The sequence below is a fragment of the Streptomyces sp. NBC_00252 genome, from assembly GCF_036187565.1.
Taxonomy (GTDB): domain Bacteria; phylum Actinomycetota; class Actinomycetes; order Streptomycetales; family Streptomycetaceae; genus Streptomyces.
The window spans coordinates 1,973,138-1,999,836 of the sequence record NZ_CP108087.1; the positions used below are offsets into that span (position 1 = coordinate 1,973,138).

18 protein-coding genes are annotated in these 26,699 nt (G+C 71.3%); 6 read left to right on the forward strand and 12 right to left on the reverse strand.

Annotated elements, in window-relative coordinates; translation table 11 throughout:
- Window positions 1–29: 29 nt before the first annotated feature.
- Window positions 30–875 carry an ABC transporter permease gene (locus OHT77_RS08595; RefSeq protein WP_328827483.1) on the reverse strand — a complete coding sequence of 282 codons (846 nt, stop codon included), beginning with the start codon at window positions 873–875 and terminating at the stop codon, window positions 30–32.
- Window positions 872–1,807 (reverse strand): ABC transporter ATP-binding protein, encoded by a 936-nt coding sequence (locus tag OHT77_RS08600; protein ID WP_328827484.1) that lies wholly within the window; start codon window positions 1,805–1,807, stop codon window positions 872–874. Before OHT77_RS08600 ends, OHT77_RS08595 begins: the two co-directional genes overlap by 4 nt.
- 337 nt (window positions 1,808–2,144) lie before the next feature.
- Here OHT77_RS08600 and OHT77_RS08605 point away from each other — a divergent pair, with 337 nt between their 5' ends.
- Window positions 2,145–3,224: a glycoside hydrolase family 53 protein gene (locus OHT77_RS08605; protein WP_328827485.1), complete on the forward strand. Its 1,080-nt coding sequence runs from the start codon at window positions 2,145–2,147 to the stop codon at window positions 3,222–3,224.
- 67 nt (window positions 3,225–3,291) lie between these two features.
- Here the strand turns inward: OHT77_RS08605 and OHT77_RS08610 are convergent, their stop codons facing one another.
- Window positions 3,292–4,323 carry a glycoside hydrolase family 26 protein gene (locus OHT77_RS08610; protein WP_328827487.1) on the reverse strand — a complete coding sequence of 344 codons (1,032 nt, stop codon included), beginning with the start codon at window positions 4,321–4,323 and terminating at the stop codon, window positions 3,292–3,294.
- A gap of 286 nt (window positions 4,324–4,609) precedes the next feature.
- On the opposite strand from OHT77_RS08610, the gene OHT77_RS08615 reads away from it, so the two are divergent.
- Both OHT77_RS08615 and OHT77_RS08620 read left to right on the forward strand, forming a co-directional pair.
- Complete coding sequence (locus OHT77_RS08615) at window positions 4,610–5,353, forward strand: aminoglycoside phosphotransferase family protein (RefSeq protein ID WP_328827489.1); 744 nt, start codon at window positions 4,610–4,612, stop codon at window positions 5,351–5,353.
- 428 nt (window positions 5,354–5,781) lie between these two features.
- Complete coding sequence (locus OHT77_RS08620) at window positions 5,782–8,580, forward strand: helix-turn-helix transcriptional regulator (protein WP_328827490.1); 2,799 nt, start codon at window positions 5,782–5,784, stop codon at window positions 8,578–8,580.
- A gap of 10 nt (window positions 8,581–8,590) precedes the next feature.
- On the opposite strand, the gene OHT77_RS08625 is transcribed toward OHT77_RS08620, so the two are convergent.
- From OHT77_RS08625 to OHT77_RS08645, 5 genes are all read right to left on the reverse strand, one after another.
- Window positions 8,591–9,442, reverse strand: a complete 852-nt coding sequence (locus tag OHT77_RS08625) for a GNAT family N-acetyltransferase (RefSeq protein WP_328827491.1) — start codon at window positions 9,440–9,442, stop codon at window positions 8,591–8,593.
- Between the two features lie 100 nt (window positions 9,443–9,542).
- Window positions 9,543–10,226, reverse strand: a complete 684-nt coding sequence (locus OHT77_RS08630; protein ID WP_328827492.1) for an alpha/beta fold hydrolase — start codon at window positions 10,224–10,226, stop codon at window positions 9,543–9,545.
- An 82-nt stretch (window positions 10,227–10,308) separates the two neighbouring features.
- Window positions 10,309–11,235 (reverse strand): alpha/beta fold hydrolase, encoded by a 927-nt coding sequence (locus OHT77_RS08635; RefSeq protein WP_328827493.1) that lies wholly within the window; start codon window positions 11,233–11,235, stop codon window positions 10,309–10,311.
- 94 nt (window positions 11,236–11,329) lie between these two features.
- Window positions 11,330–12,298, reverse strand: a complete 969-nt coding sequence (locus OHT77_RS08640; protein ID WP_328827494.1) for an RNA polymerase sigma factor — start codon at window positions 12,296–12,298, stop codon at window positions 11,330–11,332.
- A gap of 192 nt (window positions 12,299–12,490) precedes the next feature.
- Window positions 12,491–13,873: an MATE family efflux transporter gene (locus OHT77_RS08645; RefSeq protein WP_328827495.1), complete on the reverse strand. Its 1,383-nt coding sequence runs from the start codon at window positions 13,871–13,873 to the stop codon at window positions 12,491–12,493.
- Between the two features lie 231 nt (window positions 13,874–14,104).
- Between OHT77_RS08645 and OHT77_RS08650 the strand changes: the two genes are divergently transcribed.
- Window positions 14,105–15,259 carry a Gfo/Idh/MocA family protein gene (locus OHT77_RS08650; RefSeq protein WP_328827497.1) on the forward strand — a complete coding sequence of 385 codons (1,155 nt, stop codon included), beginning with the start codon at window positions 14,105–14,107 and terminating at the stop codon, window positions 15,257–15,259.
- A gap of 142 nt (window positions 15,260–15,401) precedes the next feature.
- The gene (locus OHT77_RS08655; protein ID WP_328827498.1) at window positions 15,402–17,723 is read left to right on the forward strand and encodes a helix-turn-helix transcriptional regulator; all 2,322 of its coding nucleotides are present in this window, start codon (window positions 15,402–15,404) and stop codon (window positions 17,721–17,723) included.
- A 297-nt stretch (window positions 17,724–18,020) separates the two neighbouring features.
- Here OHT77_RS08655 and OHT77_RS08660 read toward each other — a convergent pair whose 3' ends face one another.
- The 3 genes from OHT77_RS08660 to OHT77_RS08670 all read right to left on the reverse strand — a co-directional run bounded on the left by OHT77_RS08660 (window position 18,021) and on the right by OHT77_RS08670 (window position 22,402).
- Window positions 18,021–18,692: a DUF4232 domain-containing protein gene (locus OHT77_RS08660; protein ID WP_328827499.1), complete on the reverse strand. Its 672-nt coding sequence runs from the start codon at window positions 18,690–18,692 to the stop codon at window positions 18,021–18,023.
- Between the two features lie 238 nt (window positions 18,693–18,930).
- Entirely contained in the window at window positions 18,931–19,821 is an 891-nt protein-coding gene (locus OHT77_RS08665; protein WP_328827500.1) for a glycoside hydrolase family 19 protein, read from the reverse strand.
- A 229-nt stretch (window positions 19,822–20,050) separates the two neighbouring features.
- Window positions 20,051–22,402 (reverse strand): penicillin acylase family protein, encoded by a 2,352-nt coding sequence (locus tag OHT77_RS08670; protein ID WP_328827501.1) that lies wholly within the window; start codon window positions 22,400–22,402, stop codon window positions 20,051–20,053.
- 263 nt (window positions 22,403–22,665) lie between these two features.
- Between OHT77_RS08670 and OHT77_RS08675 the strand changes: the two genes are divergently transcribed.
- Complete coding sequence (locus OHT77_RS08675) at window positions 22,666–22,917, forward strand: Smr/MutS family protein (RefSeq protein ID WP_266774148.1); 252 nt, start codon at window positions 22,666–22,668, stop codon at window positions 22,915–22,917.
- 96 nt (window positions 22,918–23,013) lie between these two features.
- Here OHT77_RS08675 and OHT77_RS08680 read toward each other — a convergent pair whose 3' ends face one another.
- A complete protein-coding gene (locus OHT77_RS08680; protein WP_328827502.1) occupies window positions 23,014–26,301 on the reverse strand; it encodes a lectin in 3,288 nt (1,095 codons plus the stop codon).
- Window positions 26,302–26,699: the final 398 nt, after the last annotated feature.

Here is a 26,699-nt window from a genome sequence, read left to right on the forward strand (position 1 = left end):
CGGGCGTCGGACACTCGGCCCCCAGGGCCTCAGGCGTCGGTGCGTACCAGCCTGTAGGCGGCCCCCGCGAGCGCGAGCGCGGTCCAGCCCAGGAAGACCAGGAGTCCGGCGCCCGGTGAGAGGGTCGTCGCGTCGTGGGTCAGGGCGAACATCGCCTGACCCGCGTTGCTCGGCAGATACGGGCTGATGTCGTCCTGCCACGAGCTGGGCAGCAGCGAGATGAGGCCCGGCACCAGCATCAGCGAGGCGACCAGCACCGAGATGCCGCCGGCGACCGAACGCAGCAGGGCGCCCAGCGCGGTGCCGATCACAGCGACCAGGCCGAGGTAGAGACCGGCGCCGAGCAGACTGCGTACGACTCCGGAGTGGGAGAACGTGAGGGCCGCGGGCGTGCCGGAGACGATGCCGCTCACGATCGGGAACGCGACGAACACCCCGACGAGGGAGACACCGAGCGCGACCACGCCGAACACGAGGGCCTTCGACCAGAGCACGGGCAGGCGGCGCGGTACGGCGGCGAGCGTGGAGCGGATCATGCCGGTCGAGTACTCGCCCGCGGTGACCAGGACGCCCAGCACACCGAGCGCGAGCTGCGCGAAGTTCGTGCCGAAGAGGGAGATGTCGAGCGCGGTGGAGTTCACGTCGTCCGGCCGCAAGTGCCCTGATCCGTAGGAGGACTTGTAGTGCGCGGCCGCGATCAGGCCGAACGCGATCAGGAACAGCAGGCCGAGCCCGAGGGTGATCCAGGTGGAGCGCAGGGACCACAGCTTGGCCCACTCGGAGCGCAGGACGCGGCGGCCGGTGACCTTGTACGGCGGACGGGCCGCTTTCGCCGGTGCGGGTGCGGCGCTGTCGGTCGCGGTGATGGTGCTCATGCGGCCCTCCCGGTGGTGTCGGCGGTGGTGGAGCCGTGGTACTCGACGGCGTCCCGGGTCAGATCCATGAACGCCTGCTCCAACGAGACGGTGCGCGCGCTGAGTTCGAAGAGCGGGATGCCGTGCTCGGCGGCCTTGAGCCCGATGGCCCGCGCGGTGAGCCCGGTGACGTGCAGCTCCTCGGAGCCGACCTCGCCGGTGATCTCGACGCCGGGTCCCGCGAGGACCTCACGGAGTCGGGCGGGCTGCTCGGAGGCGACGGTGACGGTGTCCCCGCCCGCGTGCCGGACCAGGTCCTGCACGGTGGTGTCGGCCAGCAGCCGACCCCGTCCGACGACGATCAAGTGGTCGGCCACCAGGGCCATCTCACTCATCAGGTGCGAGGAGACGAAGACGGTACGACCCTCCGCGGCGAGCCCGGTCAGCAGGTTGCGGATCCACAGCACGCCTTCGGGGTCGAGGCCGTTGACGGGCTCGTCGAGCATCACGGTCGCCGGGTCGCCGAGCAACGCGGCCGCGATACCCAGCCGTTGGCCCATGCCGAGGGAGAAGGCCCCGGCCCGCTTCTTCGCCACGGACCGCAGCCCGGTCATCTCGATGACCTCGTCGACCCGGCGGCGCGGGATGCCGTGCGTGTGGGCCTGCGCCATCAGGTGGTCGAACGCGGAGCGGCCCGGGTGGATCGACTTGGCCTCGAGGAGCGCGCCGACCTCCTGGAGCGGTGCGCTGTGCTCGGCGTAGGGCCTGCCGTTGACCGTGACCGTGCCGGCGGTGGGCGCGTCCAGGCCGACGATCATGCGCATCGTGGTGGACTTGCCGGCGCCGTTCGGGCCCAGGAAGCCGGTGACCGTGCCGGGCCGGACGACGAAGTCCAGCCGGTCGACGGCCGTCTTCTCCCCGTACCGCTTGGTCAGTTGGTGTGCCTCGATCATCGGTTTCCCTCACGCTCACGTGCCACCGCCCCCACTGGGCCGTCCCACCGGAAACGCTAGGAGCGCGGGGCTCCGAAACCGTCGTACCGCGGGGTCATTGAGGGCGCGGCCGTAGTACCGCGGTACCACTGCATGTGCCGGATTGTGTACGTTCCCACTCCACGCGTAGTCACACCACGTCCACCAACTGCGGGAAATACCGACGGCACACATATTTACAGCCCCTGTTACCTCTCCTACTGTGAACGTTCTCAGACCCAACCCGCATGCGCATGTCAGTCGACCCAAGGAGGTCGGGATCCCCGTGAGAAGCCCGGGCCGCATAGTCAAAGTCGCCTTGCTCCTGGCCGCAGTCGCCCTGCCGGCGGCGCTGCTCACCCCCACGAACGCCAGCGCCGCGAACTCGCTCACCATGCTCGGCGCCGACGTCTCGTCCGCACAGCGCGCCATCGACCTCGGCGCCAAGTACTACGACGCGAACGGCGTCGCCAAGGACCCGCTCGACATCCTCAAGGGCGCCGGCGTCAACTACGTCCGCCTGCGGATCTGGAACAACCCCGCCAGCGGCTACAACAACAAGGCGAAGGTGCTGGCGTACGCGAAGCAGGTGAAGGCCAAGGGCCTCAAGCTGCTGATCGACTTCCACTACTCCGACACCTGGGCCGACCCGGGCAAGCAGTACAAGCCGGCGGCCTGGGCGAGCCACGGCATCAGCGCGCTGCAGACCGACGTCTACAACTACACCTACGACGTCTGCAACAGCCTCAAGTCCCAGGGCACCACCCCGGACAGCGTGCAGATCGGCAACGAGATCAACGTCGGCATGCTGTGGGACGACGGCAAGGTCGTCAGCAACAACTTCACCAACCTCGGGCTGCTGCTGAAGTCGGGCTACAACGCGACCAAGGCGTGCAACAGCTCCACCCAGGTGATCATCCACACCGCCGACGCGGACAGCGACTCCAACGCCCGCTGGTTCTACGACGGCATCAAGGCGCAGGGCGTCAACTGGGACATCACCGGGCTGAGTTACTACTGCATGTGGCACGGCACGCTCGCCAACATGGGCAGCGTCGTCTCGGACATGAAGTCGCGCTACGGCAAGGACGTCATCATCGCCGAGACGGCCTACCCGTTCACCACGTCCGACGCGGACGGCACGGCGAACTCGGTCACTTCGGGCTGCACGGGCTATCCGCTCACCTGGGCGGGCCAGGGCGCGGAGTTCACCGCCGTGCAGAACACGGCCCGCAGCGCGGGGGCGATCGGCGTCTTCTACTGGGAGCCGACCTGGTACGCCGTCACCGGCAACGGCTGGGACCCGGCCAACATCTCAGGGAGCGGGGACGGTTGGGACAACATGGCGATCTTCAACTGGACCGGGCAGGTCAATCCGAACGTGAAGTGGACGCCGTAGGGCGGTAGTTCGGGTTCGGTGACACAGGGGGGCGGAGGACGGCGGTGCCGTTCTCCGGCCCCTTCGTCTACTGCTGGCCGCCTGTCAGAGAACGGTATACGGCCGAGGACTTGGGGTTGGCCCGGCAGCGCCAGACGCCGTGGGGGCAGTAGTCGCTGATGGTCTGATAGAGCGGGTGCTGGGCGGCCATCCAGGTGAGCATGCCGCGCATGTAGGTGGGATTGTCGCCGTTCTCGTACAGACCCCACTCGGGGTAGGCGACGGGTCTGTGGTGCGCGCGGGCGAAGTCGACCTGCGCCAACAGGCCGTACGGCTCGCTGAGTTGGCGGGCGAAGGACAGGCCCTGGGGGGCGTCGTAGGCGTCCATGCCGATGACGTCGACGTAGCGGTCGCCGGGGTAGCAGTCGGTCCAGGGGATCGCGTCGCGGCCGCGGGTGGGGGTGAAGTCGAAGCGGAAGTGCTGGCCTGGGACGGAACGCATCGCGGTGACGATGCGGGTCCAGTAGCCCTTCCAGGAGGTGGGGTCGGGAGCGCAGCGGTGGGTGTAGGTGGTGCCGTTCATCTCCCAGCCGAGGACGATCTCCGTGTCGGGGACGCCGAGTTGGACCAGGCGGCCGGCGAGGACGCGGAAGTGGTCGTCGTAGCGTCCGTCCGCGCCCTGGGCGAGTTCGGTGCGGACCACGCTGTCGGGGAGGTGGGCCTCGTTGCGGTCCAGCATCGGCACGTTGAGGACGAGCAGGCGGTCCTGCCGGGCCTGGCGCCAGTCCGCCCACAGGGGGAGGTCGTCGGAGGCGCCCTCGATGTCGCTCCAGTTGTCGCCGGGGAGGTACGCGTGCCCGACGAGGGGTTCGGGGCGGCCGAGCCAGGCGCCGAACTCCGCGACGCGGCGGACTGCTTGGGCGCCGTAGCCGACGTAGGCGCCGTAGTCGGTCGGCGGGGTGGTCGACGGGACGGCCGGTCGCACCGGGGTCGCCTGCGCGGGCGGGGGTGGTGTTTCGGCACCGGGTACGCAGGCCGGTCCGGCCAGCAGGGCGAACGCGAGGGCTGCGGCGAGGGCGAGGAGGGCCGGCAGGCTGGGGCGCGTCCCGTGCGGGGCCACGGAGCTCCTTTTCGGGGGCCGGGGTGGGGTGTGTGGGTTGGGGTGCTGGGTGCCGTCTGTGGTGCGGGGGGCGACGTTCGAGCAACGTATCAGCGCGGGTTGGAAGAAGGTGACGTAACGGGTTATGGGCGACATGGTCATAGGGTGGGTGGATAATTCCGGCCGACCGCGGGGCGTGGGACTGAGGTCCGCCGGGATCGCGTCGGTGGCAGGGCGCGGTCGACCTCGCGGTCGTAAGTTATAAACCCGGCGACGCGGATGGTCATCGCCTGGATACTGGGCGCCCATGGATGAGGTCGAAGTTGTCGTCGCCCACTCCGAGCGCGCGACCCTGCGCGTCGGCGACGTGTTCCTGAAGGTGGACTCCGATCAGGCGCGCCTGGACGTCGAGGTCGAGGCGATGGGCCTGGTGCCGGTGCCGACCCCGGAGGTCCTGTGGCGCAAGCCGCCCGTGCTGGCGATCGCCGCGGTATCGGGTACGGCGCTCGGTCGGCTCGGCGAGCCGTCGACCGCGTCCCCGGCGGCGTGGGCCGCGGCGGGTGCGGCCATCCGGAAGGTGCACGACGCGCCGTTGCCGCCCTGGCCCCGCCGGGGCAAGAGCCCCGACGAGCTGGCGGCGGACCTCGACGGCGAGTGCGAACAACTCGTGACGAACGGTGTCCTGCCCGCCGACCTGGTCACCCGCAACCGCCAGGTCGCCGAGGCCGCGCTCAGGCCGTGGACGCCGCTGTTCACGCACGGCGACCTGCAGATCGCGCACGTGTTCGTCGACGGCGACGAGGTCACGGGCATCATCGACTGGTCCGAGGCGGGCCCGGGCGACGCCATGTTCGACCTCGCCACCCTCACGCTCGGACACGAGGAACGCCTCGCTGACGTCCTCGTCGGCTACGGCAACGACGTCGACCTCGATGTGATCCGCGCGTGGTGGTCGTTGCGCAGCCTGCTGATCATTCGCTGGTTGGCCGAGCACGGGTTCGACCCGTTCGCGCCGGGGTGCGAGGTCGATGTGCTGAGGTCTCGGATGTGAGGCGGAGCGGCCTGACGGAACCTGCTCCGTAGAACCCGGTGGTCGGCATGAACGCCGGGACGAGGAGTGCCGTAGGTGCCGCGGGGATCGGTGCGGATGTGCCAGTTGTCCCCGTCCACCACTTCCTCACCGCCGGCGCACAGCGCGAGACTGTACGTCTTCGACCGCTGCCGCTCCAGGTGTCCCGGCCAGGGGCGGTCAGAGTCTGGCTCCAGGAAGACACACCTCGTCCTCTTCACCCGAAACCGGCGATGCCCATGACAGGAGAGCGCGCCGCGGACCCGCCCTGTGACCGGGCTCACGACGTCCGGATCGAACTTCCGGACCGTTCCCGCATCTTGTCCGCGTCGGCACCGCGCACCGGAGGGGAGCCGGCCGCGGTACGGCGTCGGACCGTTCCCGTTCCCGCCCGACCCACGGGAGGCGTCATGGCATCGGCAGCTCACACTCCACCTGCCCTCATCGGACGTTCGGCCGAACTGGCCTTCCTGGACCGGCACTTCGACACCGCTCTCGCGTCGGGAGCCGCGCTGATGCTGACCGGGGAGGCCGGGGTCGGCAAGAGCGCGCTGCTGGACGCGGCGGCGGTACGCACGGCGGCGGCCGGTTTCCAGGTGCTGCGGATCTCCGGCTGCCCGTTCCAACGGGGCGTCGGTTTCTCGGCGTTGAACCAGCTGCTGCAACCGCTGGCCGAGGGGATCCCCGCCCTGCCCGCACGGCAGGCGGAGACACTTCAGGCGGTGCGCGGGCTGTCCGAGGAACAGCCGACCGAGCTGCTCGCCATCGCGAACTCCGTGCACGCCCTGCTGGCCCGGGCCGCCGCCGAGGACGGCCCGGTCGCCCTGATCGTCGACGACGTGGCCTGGGTGGACCGGTCGAGCGCCACGGTCCTGGGCACCCTCGCCCGGTCCCTGCGCGTCGGACCGATCACCGTGCTGGGTGCGTCGCGCACCGGCGACGAGTCCTTCCTGAGCAGCATCGGGATCACCGAGTACGAGGTCCAGCCCCTGGACGACGTCGCGGCCAACGAGTTGGTCTCCGAGCGGTTCCCGGCGATGACGGCCAGGGTCCGGCGGCGGCTGGTCGCGGAGGCCCGGGGCAACCCCCTGGCCCTGCTCGAACTGCCCGTCCCCCTCAACTCCCTGCAGCGGACGGAGCGGGGCACGCTGCCCGCCGCCCTGCCGTTGACCGAGCGGCTGAAGGGGATCTTCTCCACCCGGGTGGCCGCGCTCCCGGACGCGACCCGGAAGCTGCTGCTGCTCGCCGTGCTCGACGGTTCGGGTGAACTGCACATCCTCCAGCGGGCGTTGGGCGCACCGGGCGGCCTCGCCGCGCTGTCCCCCGCCGAGCGTGCCGGGCTCGTCCAGGTCCGCGGCGGCACCGGCAGGCTGGAGTTCCGGCACCCGCTGACCCGTTCCGCGGTGATGGAGCTGTCGACCAGCGAGGAGCGCCGGTGGGCGCACCGGACGCTGGCCGCCGAGTTCCCCGAGGGCTCCGAGCACCGGGCCCGGCACCTCGCCGACGCGGCCCTGGGGCCCGACGACCAGGTGGCCGCCCTGCTGCACGAGGTGGCGTACAGCACCCTGCGCCGCGGTGACGCGGTCGGCGCGATCAGCACCCTGCTGCGCGCCTCGGAGTTGAGCGGTTCGGGCACGGCCAAGGCGCGACGGCTCGCGGAGGCGGCCTGCCTCGGTGCGAACATCACCGGCGATCTGCGCAACGTCCGCGCGCTGCTGGACAACGCGGGCCACGCCGACCCGACCGGCCTCGGCTCCCTCGCCGCCGCCACCGCCGCGGCCAGTGAACTCCTCAACGGCGAGGGCGATGTGGACACCGCCCACCGACTGCTGCTGGGCGCCATCAACACCCATGTGTGGCCGGAGGACGGCGAGACGGTCGAGGACATCTTCCGCGAAGCCCTCAACACCCTTCTCCTGGTGTGCTTCTACGGCGGCCGCCCGGAGCTGTGGCGCTCCTTCGAGGAGGTCGTGCGGCGCCGGCGCCCGCCCACGTCGCGCCGTCTGCTGCCGCTGATCCTCGGCACCTTCGCCGACCCGGCGTACGGCGCGCTGCCCTTCCTGGACCGGCTCGACCACCTCATCTCGGGCCTGCACCAACAGACCGATCCCGTACGGGTCTTCGGCCTCGGCCTCTCCGCCTCCTACACCGACCGCCTGCCCGGCTGCCGCAGCGCGCTGCGCCGGGTCGTGGACGACGGCCGCGACGGCGGGGCGGTGGCCCTGGCGATCCAGGCGCAGTTCCTGCTCGCCAACGACGCCTACGCGAGCGGCCAGTGGGACGAGCTGCTGGAGATCACCGCGGAGGGGCTCGACTGGTGCGAGACGCACGACTACCGGCTGGCCGCCTCAACAGGCCACTTCCAGCGGGGACTTGTGGCCGCCGCGCGGGGTGATGCCGCCACGGCGCGCGAGATCGCGGACCGGCTCGTGTCGTGGGGCAACCCGCGCGGGCTGGGGGCGCTGCGGGTCTACGCCGCGCAGATCCGGGCCCTGTCGGCGCTGGGCGACGCCGACTTCGACGCCGCCCACCGTCTGCTGCGCGCGCTCGGCACCCCCGGTGAGGTGCCGCACTTCGCGCCCCAGGCCCTGTGGCTGCTGCTGGACTTTACCGAGGCCGCCGCCCGCACCGACCGCCACGAGGAGGCGGCGGCGCACGTGGCGGCGATCCGTAGGCCCGGCATCCCGTCGATCTCGCCCCGGTTGGCCATGGTGACGGACGCTGCCGAGGCGATGTCGGTCCCGGACTCCATCGACCACGACCTGTTCGAGGCGGCCATCGCCACGCCCGGTGCCGAGCGCTGGCCGTTCGACTGGGCGCGGATCTGTCTGGCCTACGGCGAGCGGCTGCGCCGCGCCAAGGCGGGCGGTGCGGCCCGGGTCCATCTGGACGCGGCGCTCGGCACGTTCGAGCGGCTGGGCGCCGTGCCGTGGAGTGCGCGGGCGGCCGACGAGCTGCGGGCGAGCGGGATCCCCGTCCGGCATCTCGAACCCGCCGGGTCCGAACTCCTGGCCCGGCACGCCCTGTTGACGCCGCAGGAGCGGGTGGCCGCCCAACTGGCCGCCACCGGGCTGACGAACAAGCAGATCGCCGCGCGGCTCTTCCTGTCGCCGCGCACGGTGGCGGCCCATCTCCGCAGTGTCTTCCGGAAGTTGAACGTCACCTCACGGGGCGGCCTGCGCGACGCGCTGACCGGCCCCGTCCGGTGACGCCGCCCGCTCAGCTCACCCCGGGCTCCGGGTTCCAGGTCCAGTTGGGGCGTTCGTAGGCCACCTCGAAGCCGAGGCGGAGCATGTTGTGCAGGGAGCTGTTGTGGGTGCCGGGCTGTTCGGCGCCGGTCTCGGCTATGAGGACCCGGCACCCCAACTCCCGTGCGGCGCGCGCCCGGGCGGCGAGCAGCGCGGTCTGTCCGCCGCGCCCGCGCGCGTGGGGCAGTACGGCGCCGGCGAACAGCTGTGCCGTGTCGCCGCGGACGCACAGGGTGCCGGTGCCGACCAACTCCCCGTCCAGCCAGGCCGCGAAGGCGTGCCAGCCCGGGCGGTGCACGGTCGCGGCGCCCATCTCGGCGTAGTGCTCGACCGGTGTTCCGAAGGCCCGCATCATCACCGTGCCCCATTCCAGGGCGTGTCGGGACTCCAGCGGGGCCACGCGGATGCCGTCCGGCGGTACGTCGGAGGCGTCGGCGCGGGCGACGGCCTCGTCGGTCGCGCAGACGAGCTTCGCCCAGGTGGAGCCGCGGACGATGCCCTCGCGGGCGCAGATCTCCGCCCAGTCCTCGGGGAGGAAGGCGGGCGCTATCTGGAAGGCGGCCTGCGGGGTGCCCGCCGCCCGGTAGAAGTCGCAGACGTCCGCGACGAGTCGGGCGGTGACAGGGGCGCTGATGCCGAAGCCGAGGGCCTTGCTCCAGAAGCGGGTGGTGTCGTCGCGCATCGACAGCACCACTCCCCCGCCGATCCGGGTGGCGGTGATGGCCAGCGCGGCGCGGACGGTGTCGGGGGCCTCCGTCTGGAACCGGTAGAGGGCCTCCGCCTCGGACTGCTCGGCGACGGACGGCTGGACGACGGTCGTCATGGGGTGCTGTTCCTTCTCGGGTCGTGCCGCCTTCCCTCGGGAAGCGACGCGGACAGCCCGCCTGTGAACAGGCGGGCTGCGGTGGGGAGTTGACGGTCGGTCACCGACCGGCGGCCTGCTTGATCAGGTCCGCCACCGCCTGGGGCCGGGAGACGTAGATGGCGTGGCTGCCGGCGGCCTCGGCGACGGTGGCCCCGGCGCGCTCGGCCATCTGGTGCTGGACCGGCGGCGGGATCATGTGGTCGTCGGTCGCGACCAGGTACCAGCTGGGCTTGGCCCGCCAGGCCGGCTCCGTGATCGGGCCGTTGAGCGCGTCGAGGCCCCACGGGACCTGCGCGTCGGCGAGGAACGCCGCGTCCTCGGCGGGCAGGTCGCCCGCGAACGAGGCGGCGAACTTGTCCCGGTCGAGGAAGAGGAATCCGTCGACCGGCGGCAGGATCGGCGGGACGGGCGCGCCCGGCGCCGGGTCGGCGACCAGCGTGCCGACCGACTCGTCCTTGTCGGGCGCGAAGGCCGCGATGTAGACGAGCGCGGCGACACCGTCGTGGCGGCCGGCCTCGGTGATCACGGCGCCGCCGTAGGAGTGGCCGACGAGGACCGCCGGGCCGTCCAGGGCGTCGATGGCCCGCTGGGTGACCGCCACGTCGTCGACGAGGGACACGGTCGGGTTCTGTACGACGCTGACGTGGAAGCCGTCCTGGGTGAGCAGGCGGTGCACGGACTGCCAGCCGGAACCGTCGACGAATCCGCCATGCACGAGAACGATGTTCTTCACGGCGCTCATGCCGTTGCTCCTTGTCTGTCGGAAACCCTGCGGACGCGTCCAAACTAGGCCGGGCCGTCCGGTGGGGCTTCGACCAAATGACCTAGTTGACGGCGGAGGTCCCGACGGGGGCGGTGGGGGTCCCGACGAACGCCGTCACGGCCTTCGCGAAGACCTCCGGTTCCTCCAGGTGCCCGAAGTGCCCGCTGTTCTCCAGGATCACCAACTCCGAGCCGGGGATGAGCCGGTGGAGTTCCTCGGCCCAGCGCACCCCGCAGATGACGTCGTACCGGCCGACGACGACGAGGGCCGGCACGGTGAGCGAGCCGAGGTCGGCGCGGTCGTCGACGACGTCCGGGGTGAGGTCCGCGTCCAGGCCGGAGATGTGGGTGGCGGTCACCGCGGCGCGCGCGGGGCCGAACTCCGCCTCCCGGCCCCAGAAGTCGGCGAAGTACGCGGGGAAGATGCCCCGCGCCACGGCGGTCATCTGCGTGTCGTCGGAGATGGTGGGGATGCTCTGGAACGCTCCCACCACCTCGGGGAGTTCCGGGTTGTCCGCGTGCCGGGCGGCGAACTCCTGGACCTTGCGCATCGCCTCGGCGCCGTGCTCGGGGCCGGTCACGGGGGCGCTGTCGTAGAGGATCACTCCGGCGATGCGGTCGGGGTGGTGCAGGGCGTGGTACTGGGCGACGAAACCGCCGTGCGAGTGCCCGAGCAGGTGGACCCGGGGGACGCCGAGGTGCTCGATCAGGGCGGAGAGGAAGCGGCTGTAGCGGGCGCGGGTGTAGCCGTTCGGGTGGGAGGGCAGGCGGCCGGAGGCGCCGGTGCCGATGGGCTCCGGGTAGACGACCGTGAGGTGCTCCTCCAGCGCGGGCATGCGCAGGTACTCCCAGAAGATGCCCGGCCCGCCGGAGTGGGCGATGCACACGGGACCGGTCCCGTACACGTGGTAGCTCTGCGGGACCCCGTCGATCTCGACGGTGTGCGTTCCGGTGGCGAGCGGGTCGTTGGAACCGATGGTGTCGCTCATGAGATCTCCCTGTTCTGCCTGTCCTGCGGGTGGCGATGACAGGGACAGGACGCGGGAGGAAGGGCGAAGTTCGAAATGGACGATGTGACGCCGGTCACACGAACAGGGTCTGCGGGACGGGCACCGGCCGGGGGTGGACGAGACGCAGCCGGTGCACCCGCCCGGCGCCGTCCAGGCTCATCAGCCACGCCACGGCGGGCGGGCAGTGTTCGGGGTCGTCGTCGGGGTTGCTGATGTCCATCTCCCAGACGACCAGCGAGCGCCCGGCCACGGCGTGCACGAGGTGCTGGCGTACGCCGGCCTCCAGATCGCACTCCATCCCGCGCACCAGCAGGTCCCGGTCGCCCACCGGCCGGTCGCCCCTGACCAGCGCGGCCTCGGGCGACCAGCGCTCGGTGAGCAGCTTCCCGAAGTGCCCGCTCTCGGCCGCGTGCAGCGTCTCGCGCGCCTCGATCCGGCTGGCGCGGGTACGACGTCCGACGTCGCCGTGCGGGGCGTCGGCCGTGGCGGCGAGGGCCGGCGCGAGCTTGGCCCGCCCCTGGCTGAGCCGACTCCGGACCGTGCCGACGGGGACCCCGCAGGCCGCGGCGATCTGCTCGTAGGAGGTGACTCCGACGCTGAAGTGCCGTAGCACGAGCGGGAGTCGGAGGGCGGGCGAGAGTTCCTCGATGGCCGCCCAGATCCAGTCCCGCATGGTGTGCTGCTCCAGCCAGCGCTCCGGTCCGGAGTCCACGGCGGGCACATGGTGCTCGTCGAGCGGCCGGACGTCGACCGACCCCCGCAGCAGCGAGCGCGCGTGATTGCGCACGATCATCCGCAGCCACGCCCCCACCGCCTCCGGATCCCACACGTCCCCCACGCGCCGCAGCGCGGCCAGCGCCGCGTCCTGCACGACATCGTCGACGTCGGGCCCCGGCCCCAGCACGCTCACGGCGACGGCCCGCATCCCGGCCCGGTGCCGTTCCAGCAGCAGCCCCAGCGAGGCGACGTCCCCGGCCTGCGCGGCCAGGGTGAGCGCCGCGTCCTCGACCCGCGCGATCTCACCCACGTCCCGGCTGCTCATGCTGCCCCTCTTCCGACACCTCGAACGTCCCTACGACCGTAAGGGGCGCACAGCGTGACGTCACATCGCACGGACGCGGGGCGGACCCGGCATCAGACCAGGCGCCCGTCGCGGAACCCCGACTCCCGCACACCGCCAACACGCCCTGAACCAGAGGAGTTCGGCGCCTGTTCACCCTCCACGGACCGGTCCCTACGACCGCCGCGGCCGCCCCGGGTCGCGCACCGCGCCACCGCTCCCCTCCCGCACGGCCACCGCGGGAAGGGCGCCGACGATCCGGGCACTGTGCCGCCGAAAGGACACGAACTTGGTCACGGCCTGGAGCAGGTTCGCGCAGGCCAGAGCGGTCCACAGGCCGGCCAGGCCGGACCTGTCGGCGATCGGTACGGCGAGGGCGGCGAGGACGCCGAACCAGACCGCCGTGGACACCAGGCTCGGCATGGTGCGCTTGAGTCCGACGAGACCGAAGCCCGCCACGGCCTGGAGGGCGTCGGTGACGACCACGGCGAGGACCAGCGGCAGCAGCCGTGTCACCTGGTCCGCGAGGCCCGGGCTCCTGGTGAACAGGTCGATCACCGGGTCCCGCAGCACGACCAGCACGGCCCCGAGGGCGACGACCGCGCACAGGGCGACCCCGAACCCGGCGTCCACGCTCCGCCGGATCCGGCCGAGGTCGCGTTCCTCGGCGTATCCGGCGATCAACGGCACCGTGGCCTGCCCGACCGCCACTGCGGCGGTGAAGACGATGTTCACCAGGGACTCGGAGACGCTGTGCACGGCGGCGCTGTCGGTGCCGATGCGGGCGGCGGCGAAGGTCAGCACGCCGAGCACGGAGAACTTCACCAGCACGGTCCCGCCGAGCGGCAGCCCGACGCGGGCCAGCCGCAGCACCTCGCGCGGATCGGGCCTGCCGGGCCGGATCGGCCGCCCGGCGAGCACCGTACGGCGGCGCAGCGCGTACTGGTTGAGCGCCGCCCCGACCAGGCTGGAGGCGAGCATGGCCACGCCTGCGCCCGTCAGTCCGAAGCTCGGCAAGGGTCCCGGTCCGGCGACCAACACCACCGACAGGGTCACGGACACGGCGGTCGCCACGAGCCCGGACCGCATCACCCGCGCCGACCGCCCCACCGCGACGAGCACGGACGTGGCGGAGGAGTTGACGGCGATCAGCAGGACACTGGCCGCCAACAGCCAGGGGAACACGCCCAGTTGGTCCAGGATGCGGTCCGGAACCCCGAACAACCCACCGAGCAACGGCACTCCGGCCACCGCCGCCGCACAGACCCCGCCCACCGCGAACGCCAGCCACATCCCGCTCCGCACCAACGGCAACAGCCCCCCGGGGTCGTCCCGATGGGGTGCGACGAACGGCATGACCCCGCGCAGCGCGCCCGCCACGGTGGCCGTCGCCGGACTGAACACGGCGATCGTCACGGCGAACGCGGCCAGCGAGACGGTGGCGTGCCGCCCGAGCAACGCGGTGTCGACGAGCGATCCGGCCGACGCGGCGAGGGTGGTCACGTACAGCGGCGCGGCGGCCCTGGCGATGGTCATGAAGGCGGTGCGTTCACTCACGCCCACCCATCCTGCCAGTCAACTACCTGGCGATGCGGGTGAGTTGCCACAGCACCGCGTTCTCGGGCGCAGCCCCGCACCCCCCCGCCGTTCCACACGGTCGCGCGCCCTGCTCAAAGGCGCGGTCACCCGGCGTTGAAAACCGATACAGAGGGTCACGTATTGACATTAGGACGAATGAGTTCGAGTGTGGCCGGGACAGTTTATGGACCGGTCCAAAGAAGGGCAGTCATGGTGACCTCGCTCGGTGTTGCCGTCGTGGGCTTCGGGTGGATGGGGCGGGTGCACACCCAGGCGTACGCCCGTGTCCCGCACCACTTTCCGCAGCTGACCGTGCGGCCGCGGCTCGTGACGGTCGCCGAGGAGGTGCCCGGGCGGGCCGAGCAGGCCGCCGAGCAGTTCGGCTTCGCTTCTACCACCCGTGACTGGCGCGAGGTGGTCGAGGACCCGCGTGTGCAGGCGGTGAGCATCACCGCGCCGAACTTCCTGCACCGGGAGATCGGCGTCGCGATGGCGGAGGCCGGCAAGCACATCTGGATCGAGAAGCCGGTGGGCCTGTCGACGGCGGACGCCTCCGCCGTGGCCGACGCGGTCTCGAAGGCCGGCGTCCAGGGCGCGGTCGGCTTCAACTACCGCAACGCGCCCGCCGTGGAGGCCGCCCGCGACCTGATCGCCTCCGGCGAACTGGGCACGGTCACCCACATCCGCGTCCGCCTCTTCAGCGACTACGCCGCCCACCCGGACGGCGCCCTGACCTGGCGCTACGAACTGGAGCGCGGCGGCCACGGCGTCCTGGGCGACCTCGCCTCGCACGGCGCGGACCTGGCCCGCCACCTCCTCGGCGACATCGCGTCCCTCGCCGCCGACACCGCGATCTTCCTGCCCCAGCGGGCCCGCCCCACCGGTGCGACGGCGGGCCACGCGCTGGCCACCGGCGGGGAGTTGGGCCCGGTGGAGAACGAGGACTACGTCAACTGCCTGCTGCGGTTCGCCTCCGGCGCCCGGGGTGTCCTGGAGGCCAGCCGGGTCTCGGTCGGCGAGCAGAACAACTACGGCTTCGAGGTGCACGGCACCAAGGGCGCGGTGTTCTGGGACTTCCGCCGAATGAACGAGCTGGCGGTCAGCCGCGGCACGAGCTACCAGGACCAGCCCGTCACCACCGTGTATGTCGGCCCGGGCGACGGCGAGTTCGGAGCGTTCCAGCCCGGCGCGGCGAACGCGATGGGCTACGACGACCTCAAGGTGATCGAGGCGTACCGCTTCCTGCGCTCCGTCGCCGAGGGCGTGCCGTACGGCGCGACGCTCACGGACGCCGTACGCAGCGCGGCAGTTGTGGACGCCATGGTGCGTTCCGTGGAGACCGGCACCTGGGTGAGCCCGGCGTGAACGGCGCACGCGTGACCTGACCGGAGCGCCGCCGGGCGCCCGCGCGATCTCGCGCCCACCCACCGGACTCGACTACCGTTCACCCTCGGGAGTCACTCGCCTACGCTGTGGTGACCGGTTGGCGGACGGGTATGGGGGCGGCATGGGATACGGCTTCGGACAGCGGCGGGGCGGTCAACTCCCGGTGGAGTTGACCAGCTTCGTCGGACGCGTCGAGGAACTCGCGGTGCTCCAGCGCGAGTTGGCGCGGTCCCGGCTGGTCACGCTGGTCGGTCCCGGCGGCGTCGGCAAGAGCCGTACGGCGCTGCGGGCGGCCCGCGCGGTCGCGGACCGGTTCGCCGACGGGGTGCGGCTGGTGGAGCTGTCGGCCCTGCACGACCCGGAGTTGGTGCCGCCGACCCTCGCGGGCGTGCTGGAACTGCCCGAGCAGTCGGGCATGACGCCGCTGGACGCCATCGTGGAACATCTGCGCGGGCGGCGGATGTTGATCGTCCTCGACACCTGCGAACATCTGGTCGACGCGTGCGCGATGCTCTGCGACATCCTGCTGCGCGAGGCCCCGGGCCTGAGCGTCCTCGCCACCAGCAGGCAGCCGCTGGACGTGCCCGGTGAGCGCTGTCTGCCGATCGCCCCACTGGCCCGCGCCGACGCCGTCGACCTGTTCGTGCAGCGCGCCGCGGGCGTCACCGGCGGCCCCGCCCTCGACGGCGCCGACCGCGAGAGCACCCTCGCCCTCGTCGACCGCCTCGACGGCATCCCCCTGGCCCTCGAACTCGCCGCCGTCCGCCTGCGGGCCGTGCCCCTCGCGGAACTCGTCGCCCGGCTGGACCGCCACTGCGAGGTCCTCACCGGCGGGCGCCGTACGGCGCTCACCCGCCACCAGACGCTGCGCGCGGCCATCGACTGGTCCTACGACCTGTGCACACCGCAGGAGCAACTCCTCTGGGCCCGGCTGTCGGTGTTCGCCGGGTCCTTCGAACTCTCCGCCGCCGAGCGGGTGTGCGCGGGCACCGACCCGGTCGGCACGGTCCCGCTCGACGGCGAGCAGGTCGTCGAGGCGCTCATCGGACTGGTCGACAAGTCGGTCGTCCAGCGCATCGGCGAGGACGGCGGCCGCTACCGGCTCCTGGACACCATCCGCGAGTACGGCACCGCGCGCCTGGCCGACACGGCGGACGCCGAGGCCGTACGGCAACGGCACTTCGCGCACTACGACGACCTCGTCGACCGTTTCTGGAACGGTCTGATGGGCCGGGGCCAGGTCCGGCTGCACCACGCCGTGCGCGCGGAGATCGCCGACGTACGGGCCGCCCTGGAGTACGGCTGCGCCACCGAGGGACGGGCGGCGGACGCGCTCTGGCTGGCGACCCGGCTCGGCGCGTACTGGCGGGCGGCCGGGACGCTGTCCGAGGGCCGGTACTGGATCGACAAGGGCCTCGGACTCGCCCCGCAGGACTCCGCGGTGCGGGCCTGGGGGCTCTTCATGACCGGCGTGTTCGGGGTGTGGACGGCCGATCTGGAAACGGCGTTGGACCGGTTCCCGCAGGCCCTCGACGTATCCCGCAGGATCGGCGAGAGCCGCGTCGAGCTGTTCAGCGAGGGCTACTTGGGCGCCCTGACCCTGCTCGGCGGAGCCGTGGAGGAGGGATCGGCGGCGCTCGAGGCGGTCCGCGTACGGATGATCGCGGCCGACGACGCGCTGGGCATCGGCGTCGTCCACTACGAAGGGGCCCTGCTGTACGCGGCGTTGGGCTTCACGGACCGCGCGCTGGAGTGGTGCGAGACGGGCCTGACGTATCTGGAAGGGCGCGGCGAGCGCCAGTTGTACGGTTCCACGCTCACCGTCCAGGGCGTCATCCTCTGGCTCGTCGGCCGCCCCGTGGAGAGCGCCACGGCCTTGCGCCGGGGCCTGGAGGCGGCGAGCGAGATCGGCGAGGTGCTGGTCGCCGCGCTCGCGTCGCTGGGCCTGGCCTGGCACGCGGCCGGGCAGAAGCGGTACGTCCGGGCCTGCTGGCTGTCGGGGTACGCGGAGCACGCGCGACGGCTGGGCGGCGACCCGGTCGGCATGCTGCCCCGGCTGCTGGAGGAGCAGGAGTCCCAACAGCGGGCGGTACGGGCGGCGTTGGGCGACGAACAGTACGAGCGGTGGCGGGAGGCCGGCGCCCGCATGTCGGGCCGTGAACTCCTGGACGCCGTACGGTCGGACGCGGACGAACCGCCCGGCATCCCAGCGGCCCGCACCGCGGCACCCGACAACCGCCCCGCCGACTCCCTCACCCGCCGGGAACGCGAGGTCGCCGCGCTCGTCACCCAGGGCCTGTCCAACCGGGAGATCGCCGAACGGCTCGTCATCTCCAAACGCACCGTGGACGCCCATGTCGAGCACATCCTCGCCAAGCTGGGCATCACCTCGCGTACCGAGATCCTGGCCGCGGCACACCCCGGAGGCACCGAGTCGGCGTAGGTACCCGGTACCTACGTAGCCCCTCCGCGTCCCCCGCCGACGCCTCCGTGCACCGATATCCCCACCGAACTACGGGAGTTCGCGCCCCCCGCACCCGCACGGCGCCCCAGGCTGTTCCCACCGCCAGGGGAACGGAGGTCCCGGGTGCCGGCAGTGTTGGTCAACCCCACGGCTGTCATGGCAAGGCGCCCGTCACCGCACCTCCCCTGGCGGTACTCGCACGGGGCTGCCCCTGTCGGCGGGGGCAGCCCTCGCGCGAGCGGGCGACGCACCTATGTCGTCTCCGTGCGGCACGGGCTACCAGCTGATGGCGTCCTGGGGGTCGCTCAGCCAGTAGGTGGTGCGCAGCGAGCTGTCGATGTAGGTGCCCTTGCTCGGCAGCGGGACCTTGACGCCGGAGCCGATGAAGTCGAGGTCGCGGTTCTGGAAGATCACCGAGAGGGTCTTCGCGGTGTAGCCGCCGGTGCCGCTGCCGTCGGCGCTGGAGAGGTTGACGCCGGCGTAGCCCGACTGGCCGGGGCCGAGGGTGGTGACCGCCTGCGGCTGCGAGTCCTCGACGACCGGCGGCACGGCCTGGGCGTCCTGGAAGCGGAGGGCCGGGTAGCCGTACAGGTAGCAGGTCTTGGAGCCGGTGTTCTTGACGGTCAGCAGCATGTGGTTCAGCGGACGCGTCACGGTCTGGGCGGTGACCTTGGTGTTGGCGCCGGTGCAGGTGACAGCGGCCGAGGAGGCTTTGGTCCCCTTGGACCCCGTGGCCGTCTTCGAGGTGGTGGTGCTCCGGTGGGACTTCGCGACCGTCACGACCGAGTCCGTACCGGAGGCCGCGGCCCGGGTGTCGGCGGCGGTGTTCGGGGTGTGCCGGGCGCCGGTGTTCTCACCCGTTCCACAGGCGGTCAGCGCGAGTGAGGCGGCCGCGGCGAAGCCGGCGGTGAGGAGCGCGGTACGGCGGCGGAAGAGCGTGCTGGACATGATCGGGTTCCCCCTGGATGCGGTGCCGGAAGGCGGGCCACCGGGTCGTGGTGGGCCTCGCTGTCGAACAACCGCAGCTTGCGCGGCGATCCGTCCCAGCGGCTACGACCGACGGGGGAAACGGGAAGCTGGAACGCTCGCGCAGGGGCTGACCTGCGGGAATGTGAGGTCCCTGGAACGCGCGGGTGGGACGGGCACCGGCCGTCGGAGCGGTCCGACCGGTGCCCGTACCGCACGATCAGCAGTAGAGGTTGGCCCCGGTGCTGGTCCCGAGGATCGAGGTGAACCGCGTGTAGGCGTCCACGCGGCTCTGCACCTGTGCGGGGCTCTTGCCGTCGCACTCGATCGAGCCGTTGATGCTGCGGATGGTCTGGCCGAAGCCGGCGCCGTTGACGATCGCGTTGTGCGGGGTCATGGAGCCGGGGCCGCTCTGGGTGTTCCAGTACCAGAGAGCGGTCTTCCAGGCCACGGCCGAGTCGTTCTGCACCAGCCACGGGTTGCCCAGCAGGTCGATGCCCAACGCGTCCCCTGCGGCCTTGTAGTTGAAGTTCCAGCTGAGCTGCAGCGGCCCGCGCCCGTAGTAGGCGGCCTGACCGGCCGGGCAGCCGTACGACTGGCTCCAGTCGCAGTACGTCGGGTAGTTGGCGGTGTTCTGCTCGACTACGTACACCAACCCGCCCGTCTCATGGCTGACGTTGGCGAGGAAGGCGGCGGCCTCCTGCTTCTTCGTGGTGTCGCTGCCGGTGTTCGCGAAGCCCGGGTAGGCGCTGAGGGCGGCGGTGAGACCGCTGTACGAGTAGAAGGAGTTCCGGCTCGGGAACATCTGGTTGAACTGGGCCTCGCTCACCACGAAGTTGCCGACGGGCGTGCCGGAACCGCCGTCGCAGGCGTACGGCTCCCAGAACCAGGTGCTGATGACCGGGTCGTAGCCCGGGTTGTCGTGCTCGGCGATATATGCGTTTCCATCGGTGTAGCGCACGATGTTGCCGGTGACGTACGACTGGCCGGCCACCCAGTTGGGATAGCTCGAACAGGAGGCGGCGGACGCGCCGGCTGCGGGTAGGACCACGGGCGTCAGGCTACCGAGGACGAGTGCGGTCAGCACTGCGGCGATGCGGCGTCTCGACACAGGGTTCAACTCCTCTGTGGAGCACGGCCGTTCCCCCGCAGAAGGGCAGGGCGGAGCGGAGCCTTTGTGCGCACGGGCCGGTCGGACCGGATACGGCGTGGGGGGCGGCCGTGGTGGGGGATGACCCACTCACTGAACCGTATTGGTCTGTACCAGTCAAGGGTATAGACCAGTCAACCCACCACCCGGGCACCCGAGTTACGACCGGCCCGCGCCGCGCCGACCCCTCTCACCTGCGCAGAGTCGTCACCTCCAGCGCCGGGTCGCCCGCGATCTGCGCCGGAGTGAACCGCTCCGTGACCCACTGCTTGCGTGAGAACAGCCGGGTCTGGTCCGAGAAGTGGGGCGACGCCGGATTCGCGGACTCGCCGTAGGTGAGGAGTGTGCGGGCGCGGGGGCCGTCGGGGGTCAGTTCGACGGTCATCAGGAAGCTGCTGCCGAAGGCGCCCGCGGTGGGGGTGCCGGTGCCCGAGTCGGGGCCCGCCTCCACGACGTCGAAACAGCCCACGTCACAGCCGGGCAGCGGAATGCCGTCCCATTTCTGTACGGCGCCGAGCGCGACGTCCACCGGGAGGCCGTCGGCGGCGAGCTCCTGGACCGCGTCGGCCAGGGCGTGTCGGACACGCGGGTCGTCGCCGTTGATGCCCCGTGGCGTGGTGAGGGGGTGTGCCGGGTCGTAGGGGACGCGGTGCCAGGTGTCGAACGGGCCGTCGGCCGCGAGAAGGTTGTGGAACGTGCTCCAGAGCACGATGCCCCGGCTGGTGGTGTCGGCCCGGGTGTCCCAGCGGGCGAGCGTCGCGCACGCCTGCGACACGTCGACCAGCGTGCCGTCCGTGGCGGTCAGGGCCGGGCGGGCGCGGCACAGGGCGACGACGTCGTCGCGGCCCGTCTCCGCGGACAGGACGCGGTTGCCGAGCATCGACGCGCGCAGCGTGCTCTCGGTGAAGCCCGGAGCCCCCAACCCGTCGGTACCGTCCCGGCGTTGGGCGATCATGCGCAGCCCGAGCTGGGCCCGCTCGTCGAGCCGGGCGTCGGTGTCGTACACCCCCGGGAGGCCGGTGATCGGCGCCTCCGGATTGACGTACTGGGGGCCGTTGTTGGAGTTGGCGACGTAGTCGGTGCGGGTCGACTTCGGCTGGTGGGAGGGTCCGTAGAGGCCCGGCACCAGCGCGTCGGGGTCGCTCCCCCAGGCGCAGGCCGAGGTGGAACCGTCCAGGGCGGTGGGCCCCTCGCCCTCCGGGAGGGTGCAGCGCCGGAGTTGGGCGTCGGTGAGGTGCGGGACGGCGGAGGAGTCGGTGAAGTAGGTGCCCCCGCTGGTGTCCGCCGCGAGGGTGTAGGTCCAGGGGACGCCCTGGGAGCTGTCCTGGGCGGCGCGGAGCCGGCTCAGGTCGTGGGCCTTGCCCATGGCCAGCCAGGTGTTCATGGAGCGCAGGTTGCCGGTGTTGGCGTCCCGGATCGTGTAGGCGGTCGTCGTGGTCCAGCCGGTGGACAGCACGGGCCCGAACTTCGAGGAATACAGGGTCCGTTGGACGGTCGACAGCCCGCCGTCCGCGTCCCGGACGGTGACCGGGACCGTACGGCGCTCCATGGGCACGGTCCTGCCGTCGAGCACGTAGCTGGTCGGATCGCCGGGCGCCAGTTTCAACGCGTAGACGGAGGCGTGCTGGGCGTCGGTCGCGGTGTGCGTCCAGGCGAGGGTGCTGTTGTGGCCGATCTCGACCAGCGGGGTGCCGTAGAGACCGGCGCCGGACACGTCCAGGGTGCCCGGGATCGTCAACTGCACTTGGTAGAACCGGAAGTAGCCGACCGCCCAGGGCAGATGCGGGTTGGCGAGGACCATCGCGTCGCCGGTGCGGGTGGCGTCCCGGCCGAGGGCCCAGCCGTTGCTGCCGATGTCGGGGGCGGCGGTCGTGAGGGCGGGGGCGGTGGCTGCGGTGCGGGTCCCGGATGCGGTGGAACCCGTCGGGGGCTTCGCGTCGCCGATGTCCGGGACCAACGGCACAGTCGCGGTCACCCTGTTGACGTCGTAGACGACGCTCCACAGGTCGAGCGCGGTGATCGGCCGTACCCAGGGCTTGCCCTTGCAGGTGGGGTCCGGGAGGTGGTCGACGCCGGTGTCGCGGAGGTAGCGGTTGTACCCGGCGGCGTATCCCTCGACCATGCGGCGCAGTTCGGTGGTCGGTCCCAACGGCGCCTTCCGGGCGAGTAGTCGGCGGACGGTGCCCGCGCGCAGCTGTCCGCCGTAGTACGTGTCGCTCGCGAGGTTGGTACGGTCCGAATCGCCCTCGCCGGACTGTCCGTCGGCCCCGAAGAACCGGGACCGCTCACCCCTCAAGGTCACTATGTGGTCGGCGAGTTCACACACGTTGTCCTGCGCGAAGGCGTATCCGTACCCGTAGCCGAGCCCGTCGAAGTCCTGGGCCAGGATGTGCGGTACGCCGTACTCGGTCCGGCTGATCCGCACCGTGTGCCCGGCCTCGGTCACCGTCTCGCCGCCCTGCCCCGTCACGGCGGACGAGGTCGCGGGCAGCGTGGCGACGGTGGCCGAGGCAAGGCAGAGCGTGGCCGCTGCCGCCGCCAACCTGCGTACTAAGGAACGTCTTTGACGCTTCGTCAGTTCTCTGGGTTCACCCATGGCCGCCACCCTGCTGCCGGAACCGGGGCACCGTCATCGGGCCTCCGGTGGATTTCCGGGCGGCTTGTCAGCCCAGGGACGTACACCTTGCGGTCGAGCCTGGATTCGGGGCGAGCGGCGTGGAACCGAAGACGGGAAACACCCTGGACAGGCCCGCCCCCTGAGCCGTCTCGCATACCCTTCGACCGTAAGCCGACTTCCCGGAGGCGATGACCCTGCTCACCCTCGATCTGCACCCGATGTTCCGCAGCGACCGCGACATCGACACGGCCCTGCGGCAGACCCTCTTCAAGGCCGCCGCCACCGGGGTCGACGTCGTCCAGATCATCCCGGGCAAGGGGACGGGCCAGCTGAAGAAGCGCGTGCTGGCCGTGCTGGCGCAGAAGCACCTCAGGAAGCTCTACGCCCGGGTGGAGACGGATCCGACCAACGCGGGCCGGATCCTGCTCCACCTCCGGTGACCAGCCGGGACTGCTCCGCCGGCGCCCCCGCCACGGCGAAGGCCGGCCCCCGGGCGTGAACCCGGGGACCGGCCCGCTCCCTGCCCTCGGTCCTGCCTACTGGCCGAAGCCGTAGGAGAACAGATGGTCGGTGCCCGTCGAGCCCGTCACCGGCAGCGTGATCGACGCGACCTGCTTGGACGCGTCCAGCGCGACCTTCGCGGCGAAGACATAGGTCTTCACGCCGTCCCGGCCACCGCTCCCGGTGTTCCGGTAGGCCGTCGTCGCGGCCGTCGTGTCACCCGGCAGCGGCTTGCTGGAACCGCCGTTGAGGGTCCAGTCCGGGAAGGTGACCGTCCCCTGCGAGGTGGTGCCGTCGGTGTACGTGACGGTCACCGCGCCGGAGACCCCGCTGCCGTCGGTCGGCGCGTTGGTCGCCGTGCCCAGCAGCCCCAGCGACGCCCCCGACGTACCGGCCGGCATCGAGATGGTCTGGCCGGCCATCTCCAGGTTGTCGAGCTGACCCGAAGTCACCGTCGGCCAGGTGTAGTTGATCCCGTCGACCGTGAGAGGCGCACCGCTCGTGACACCGGCCGCCGCGAGCGCGTTCTGCGAGAAGGCCCAGCCCCCGCCGTCGAACCCGCCCGAGAAGGTGGCGCCGTCGGGATAGATGCCCTCGTTCGTGTTGTACGGCCACAGGGCACCGGCCTTGGCCACCGCCACCCGGAGGGTCGCCCCGGCCAGCGCCGCGCCGGTGCTGTGGTCGGTGAGCGCGAACGTGACCGGGAACAGCCCCTCGTTCGCGCCCGCCGTCACCTGGACCTTGGCCTCGGCACTGCCCGCCGCGGGCACCGTCAGCGACCCGGACGCGGTGTCCAGCGTGACACCGGAGGGCGCCGTCGCCTTCCAGTCGACGGTGACGGCCGTGCTGCCGAGGTTGGTCAGGTCGAGCGTGCCGTCACCGGCCGAACCCGGCTGCAGGACAAGGCCGTTGGCGGGACCGGTCGCGGCCAGTACCCGTCCGCCGCCCGTGGTGTCCGACGGCGGCGCCGCCGAAGGGGCCGACGCCCAGGCCGTGTTGGGCTGCGCGCCGAGCGTGAAGTCGAGGGAGCCGGCCCCCTGGAACTTCTGGTAGGTCAGCCATGGGGCGTTCCACGCCCGCCCCTTGACCGCGAGCGACTGCACGTACGGCGCGTCGGTCGCGGCCTGCGGCGCGTTGATCCGCACCGTCTTTCCGTTGCCGAAGGTCACCTTGGCCGCCGGGAACACCGGGCTGCCGAGCGCGAGCGTGTCCGTGCCCGGGGTCTCCGGGTACATGCCCAGCTCGGACCAGACGTACCAGGAACTCATCGCGCCGAGGTCGTCGTTGCCGAACGAGCCGACCGGAGCGTTGAAGTACAGCTTCTGCTGCGCCTCACGGACGGCCGCCTGCGTCTTCCAGGGCTGGCCCGTGTAGTCGTACTCCCAAGGGATCTCCACACTGGGCTCGTTGCTCAGGTCGGCGTCGGTGTTGCCGGGGCTCGTGATGTCGTCGAGCAGGCTGTCCAGGTACGACGAGTACTCCTTCGCGCCGCCGCGTGCCTGGATCAGCTGCTGGAGGTTGAACGGCACCATCGGCGTGTACTGCGCGGAGGTGCCCTCCACGAAGCCATTGGAGGTGCCGGGCGTGAAGCCGCTCGCGAACTGGCCGTCCTTGTTCTTGGCCTGCATGTAGCCGGTCTGCGGGTTGAAGACGTTCATCCAGTCCTGGGCGCGGGTGGCGAACTTCTCGTAGACGGACGTCTTGCCCAGCGACTTCGCGAAGGCCGCGATGGCGTAGTCGGCGGAGTCGTACTCGAGTTGAGTGGAGACCGGGCCGTAGAAGTTGCAGCAGTTGTAGTCGTTCTCGTCGAGCGGGAGATAGCCCTTCGCGTCCCGCACGGACTCGCCGGGGCGGTCGTTGTTCGGGACGGTGGCCTCGTGCTGCAGCGCGGCGAGGGCCTTGGCGGTGTCGAAGCCCGTGGCGCCGAAGGCGTACGCGTCGGCGATGATGCCGGCGGCCGGGTCGCCGACCATGACGTAGCTCTCGCCGTTGTTCGAGGCCCACTTGGGCAACAGACCTGTCTGGTCATAGCCGTTGAGCATCGAGGTGACGACGTCGGAGGCCACCTTGGGCTCGACCATCGCCATCAGCTGCGTCTGGGAGCGATAGGTGTCCCAGCCCGAGTAGTTGGCGTACTGCGCCTTCTGCCCCTTGGCGAGTTTGTGGACCTGGTTGTCCATGCCCATGTACTGGCCGTCGTCGTCCGAGAAGACGTTGGGGTGCAGCAGCGCGTGGTAGAGCGCGGTGTAGAACTGCGTCTGCTGGTCGGCGGATCCACCGCCCACCTGGACCTTGTTGAGTACGGCGTTCCAGGCGTCGTGGTTGGACCGTTCCACGGCGCCGAGGTTCCAGTTCTTGATCTCACTGGCGAGGTTGTTCGCGGCGCCCGCGTCACTCGTGTACGAGACGCCGACCTTCGCGCTGACCGTGGGGTTCGCGGCGGTGTCGAAGGTGAGGTACATGCCGTTGGCGCCGGTGGTGGGCGGCTGGGCGGCCTTGGCCGTGGCGGACGACGTGCCCTTCGCACCGGTCGCGTGGATCGTCGGGGCCGGTTTGGTCGGGACGGTGAAGTGCTTCTCCTTCAGCCGCGCCGACTTGGGAGCCTGCGGGGCGAGTGGGGCCTTCCCGGCCTTCAGCGACTTCGCGTCGGGGTTGATGGTGCCGCCGACCCAGGTGCCGCTCGCGGTGAACGGCCGGTCGAACTTGATGTCGAAGTGCAGCGTGTACCGGTTGCCGGCACCGCAGAAATGCCCGCTGTCGATCGCCCCGCTGATCTCCTTGTTGCTGATCACCTGGACGCGGGTCCCGTCGACCTGCGTTGCGCCACCGCTCAACTTGAAGAGCAGGTTGGCCTGTTGACCCGTCGGGAAGGTGAAGCTGCCGAGCCCGGCGCGGGTCGTGTCGGTCAGTTCAGTCTTGACGCCGTTCGCGTCGGTGACCTTGTAACTCCCGATGCCGGCCTGCTCATCGGCGTGACTGAAGCCAACGGACGTACTGCCGAGGTCACCCGACAGCGCACCGGTCACCGGCAGGATCGGCAGATCGCCCGCGACGGGACAGCCGGGCCCCGAGATGTGGGTGAGGCTGAAGCCGGAGAGCTTCTTGTCCTGGTACTCGTAGCCGCCGCCGTCGGGACGGTTGGGCGTGGTGTCGGGCCCCCACTGCACCATCCCGGCGGGCATGGCGGGTCCCGGGAAGGTGTCCACCGCACCGGAGGTGCCGATGAGCGGATTGACGAGGGACGCGGGGTCCGTCACCAGGGTCGGCGTCGCGGTGCTCGCGGCGTAGGCGCTCCCGATCGCCGGAAGCGTGAGGGCCGTCATGCCCAACACACAGACGACGGCGAGGCGTTGGCGGAATCTGTTTCGGTCACGTGGCACGGCTGGACGTCGGGGTCTCACCATCGGTCGCCTCCGCAGCGGTTCGTGCTTCGCACATCAGGTGGCGGCGCGCCGGAATGCACCGGAACGCCGGCTACAGGCAACAGTTCCTGGTCGCTCCCACGGCCTGACAACGTTGCCATGCACGAGTGTCGAGTGAATCCCCAGTGCTGAGGATGTGTCAACGAGGCGGGCATGACTTTCTGGGTGTGAAGTTCATAAGAAGTCAGCCGCGGGGCCGCTGGGCCGAGTTGACATGCGAGCGGCGGGGCGGCCGACCCATCACGTCTTCCCTGGCGGAGACCTCGGAGCACCGGCATCACGACGGGCGCGACAGGGAC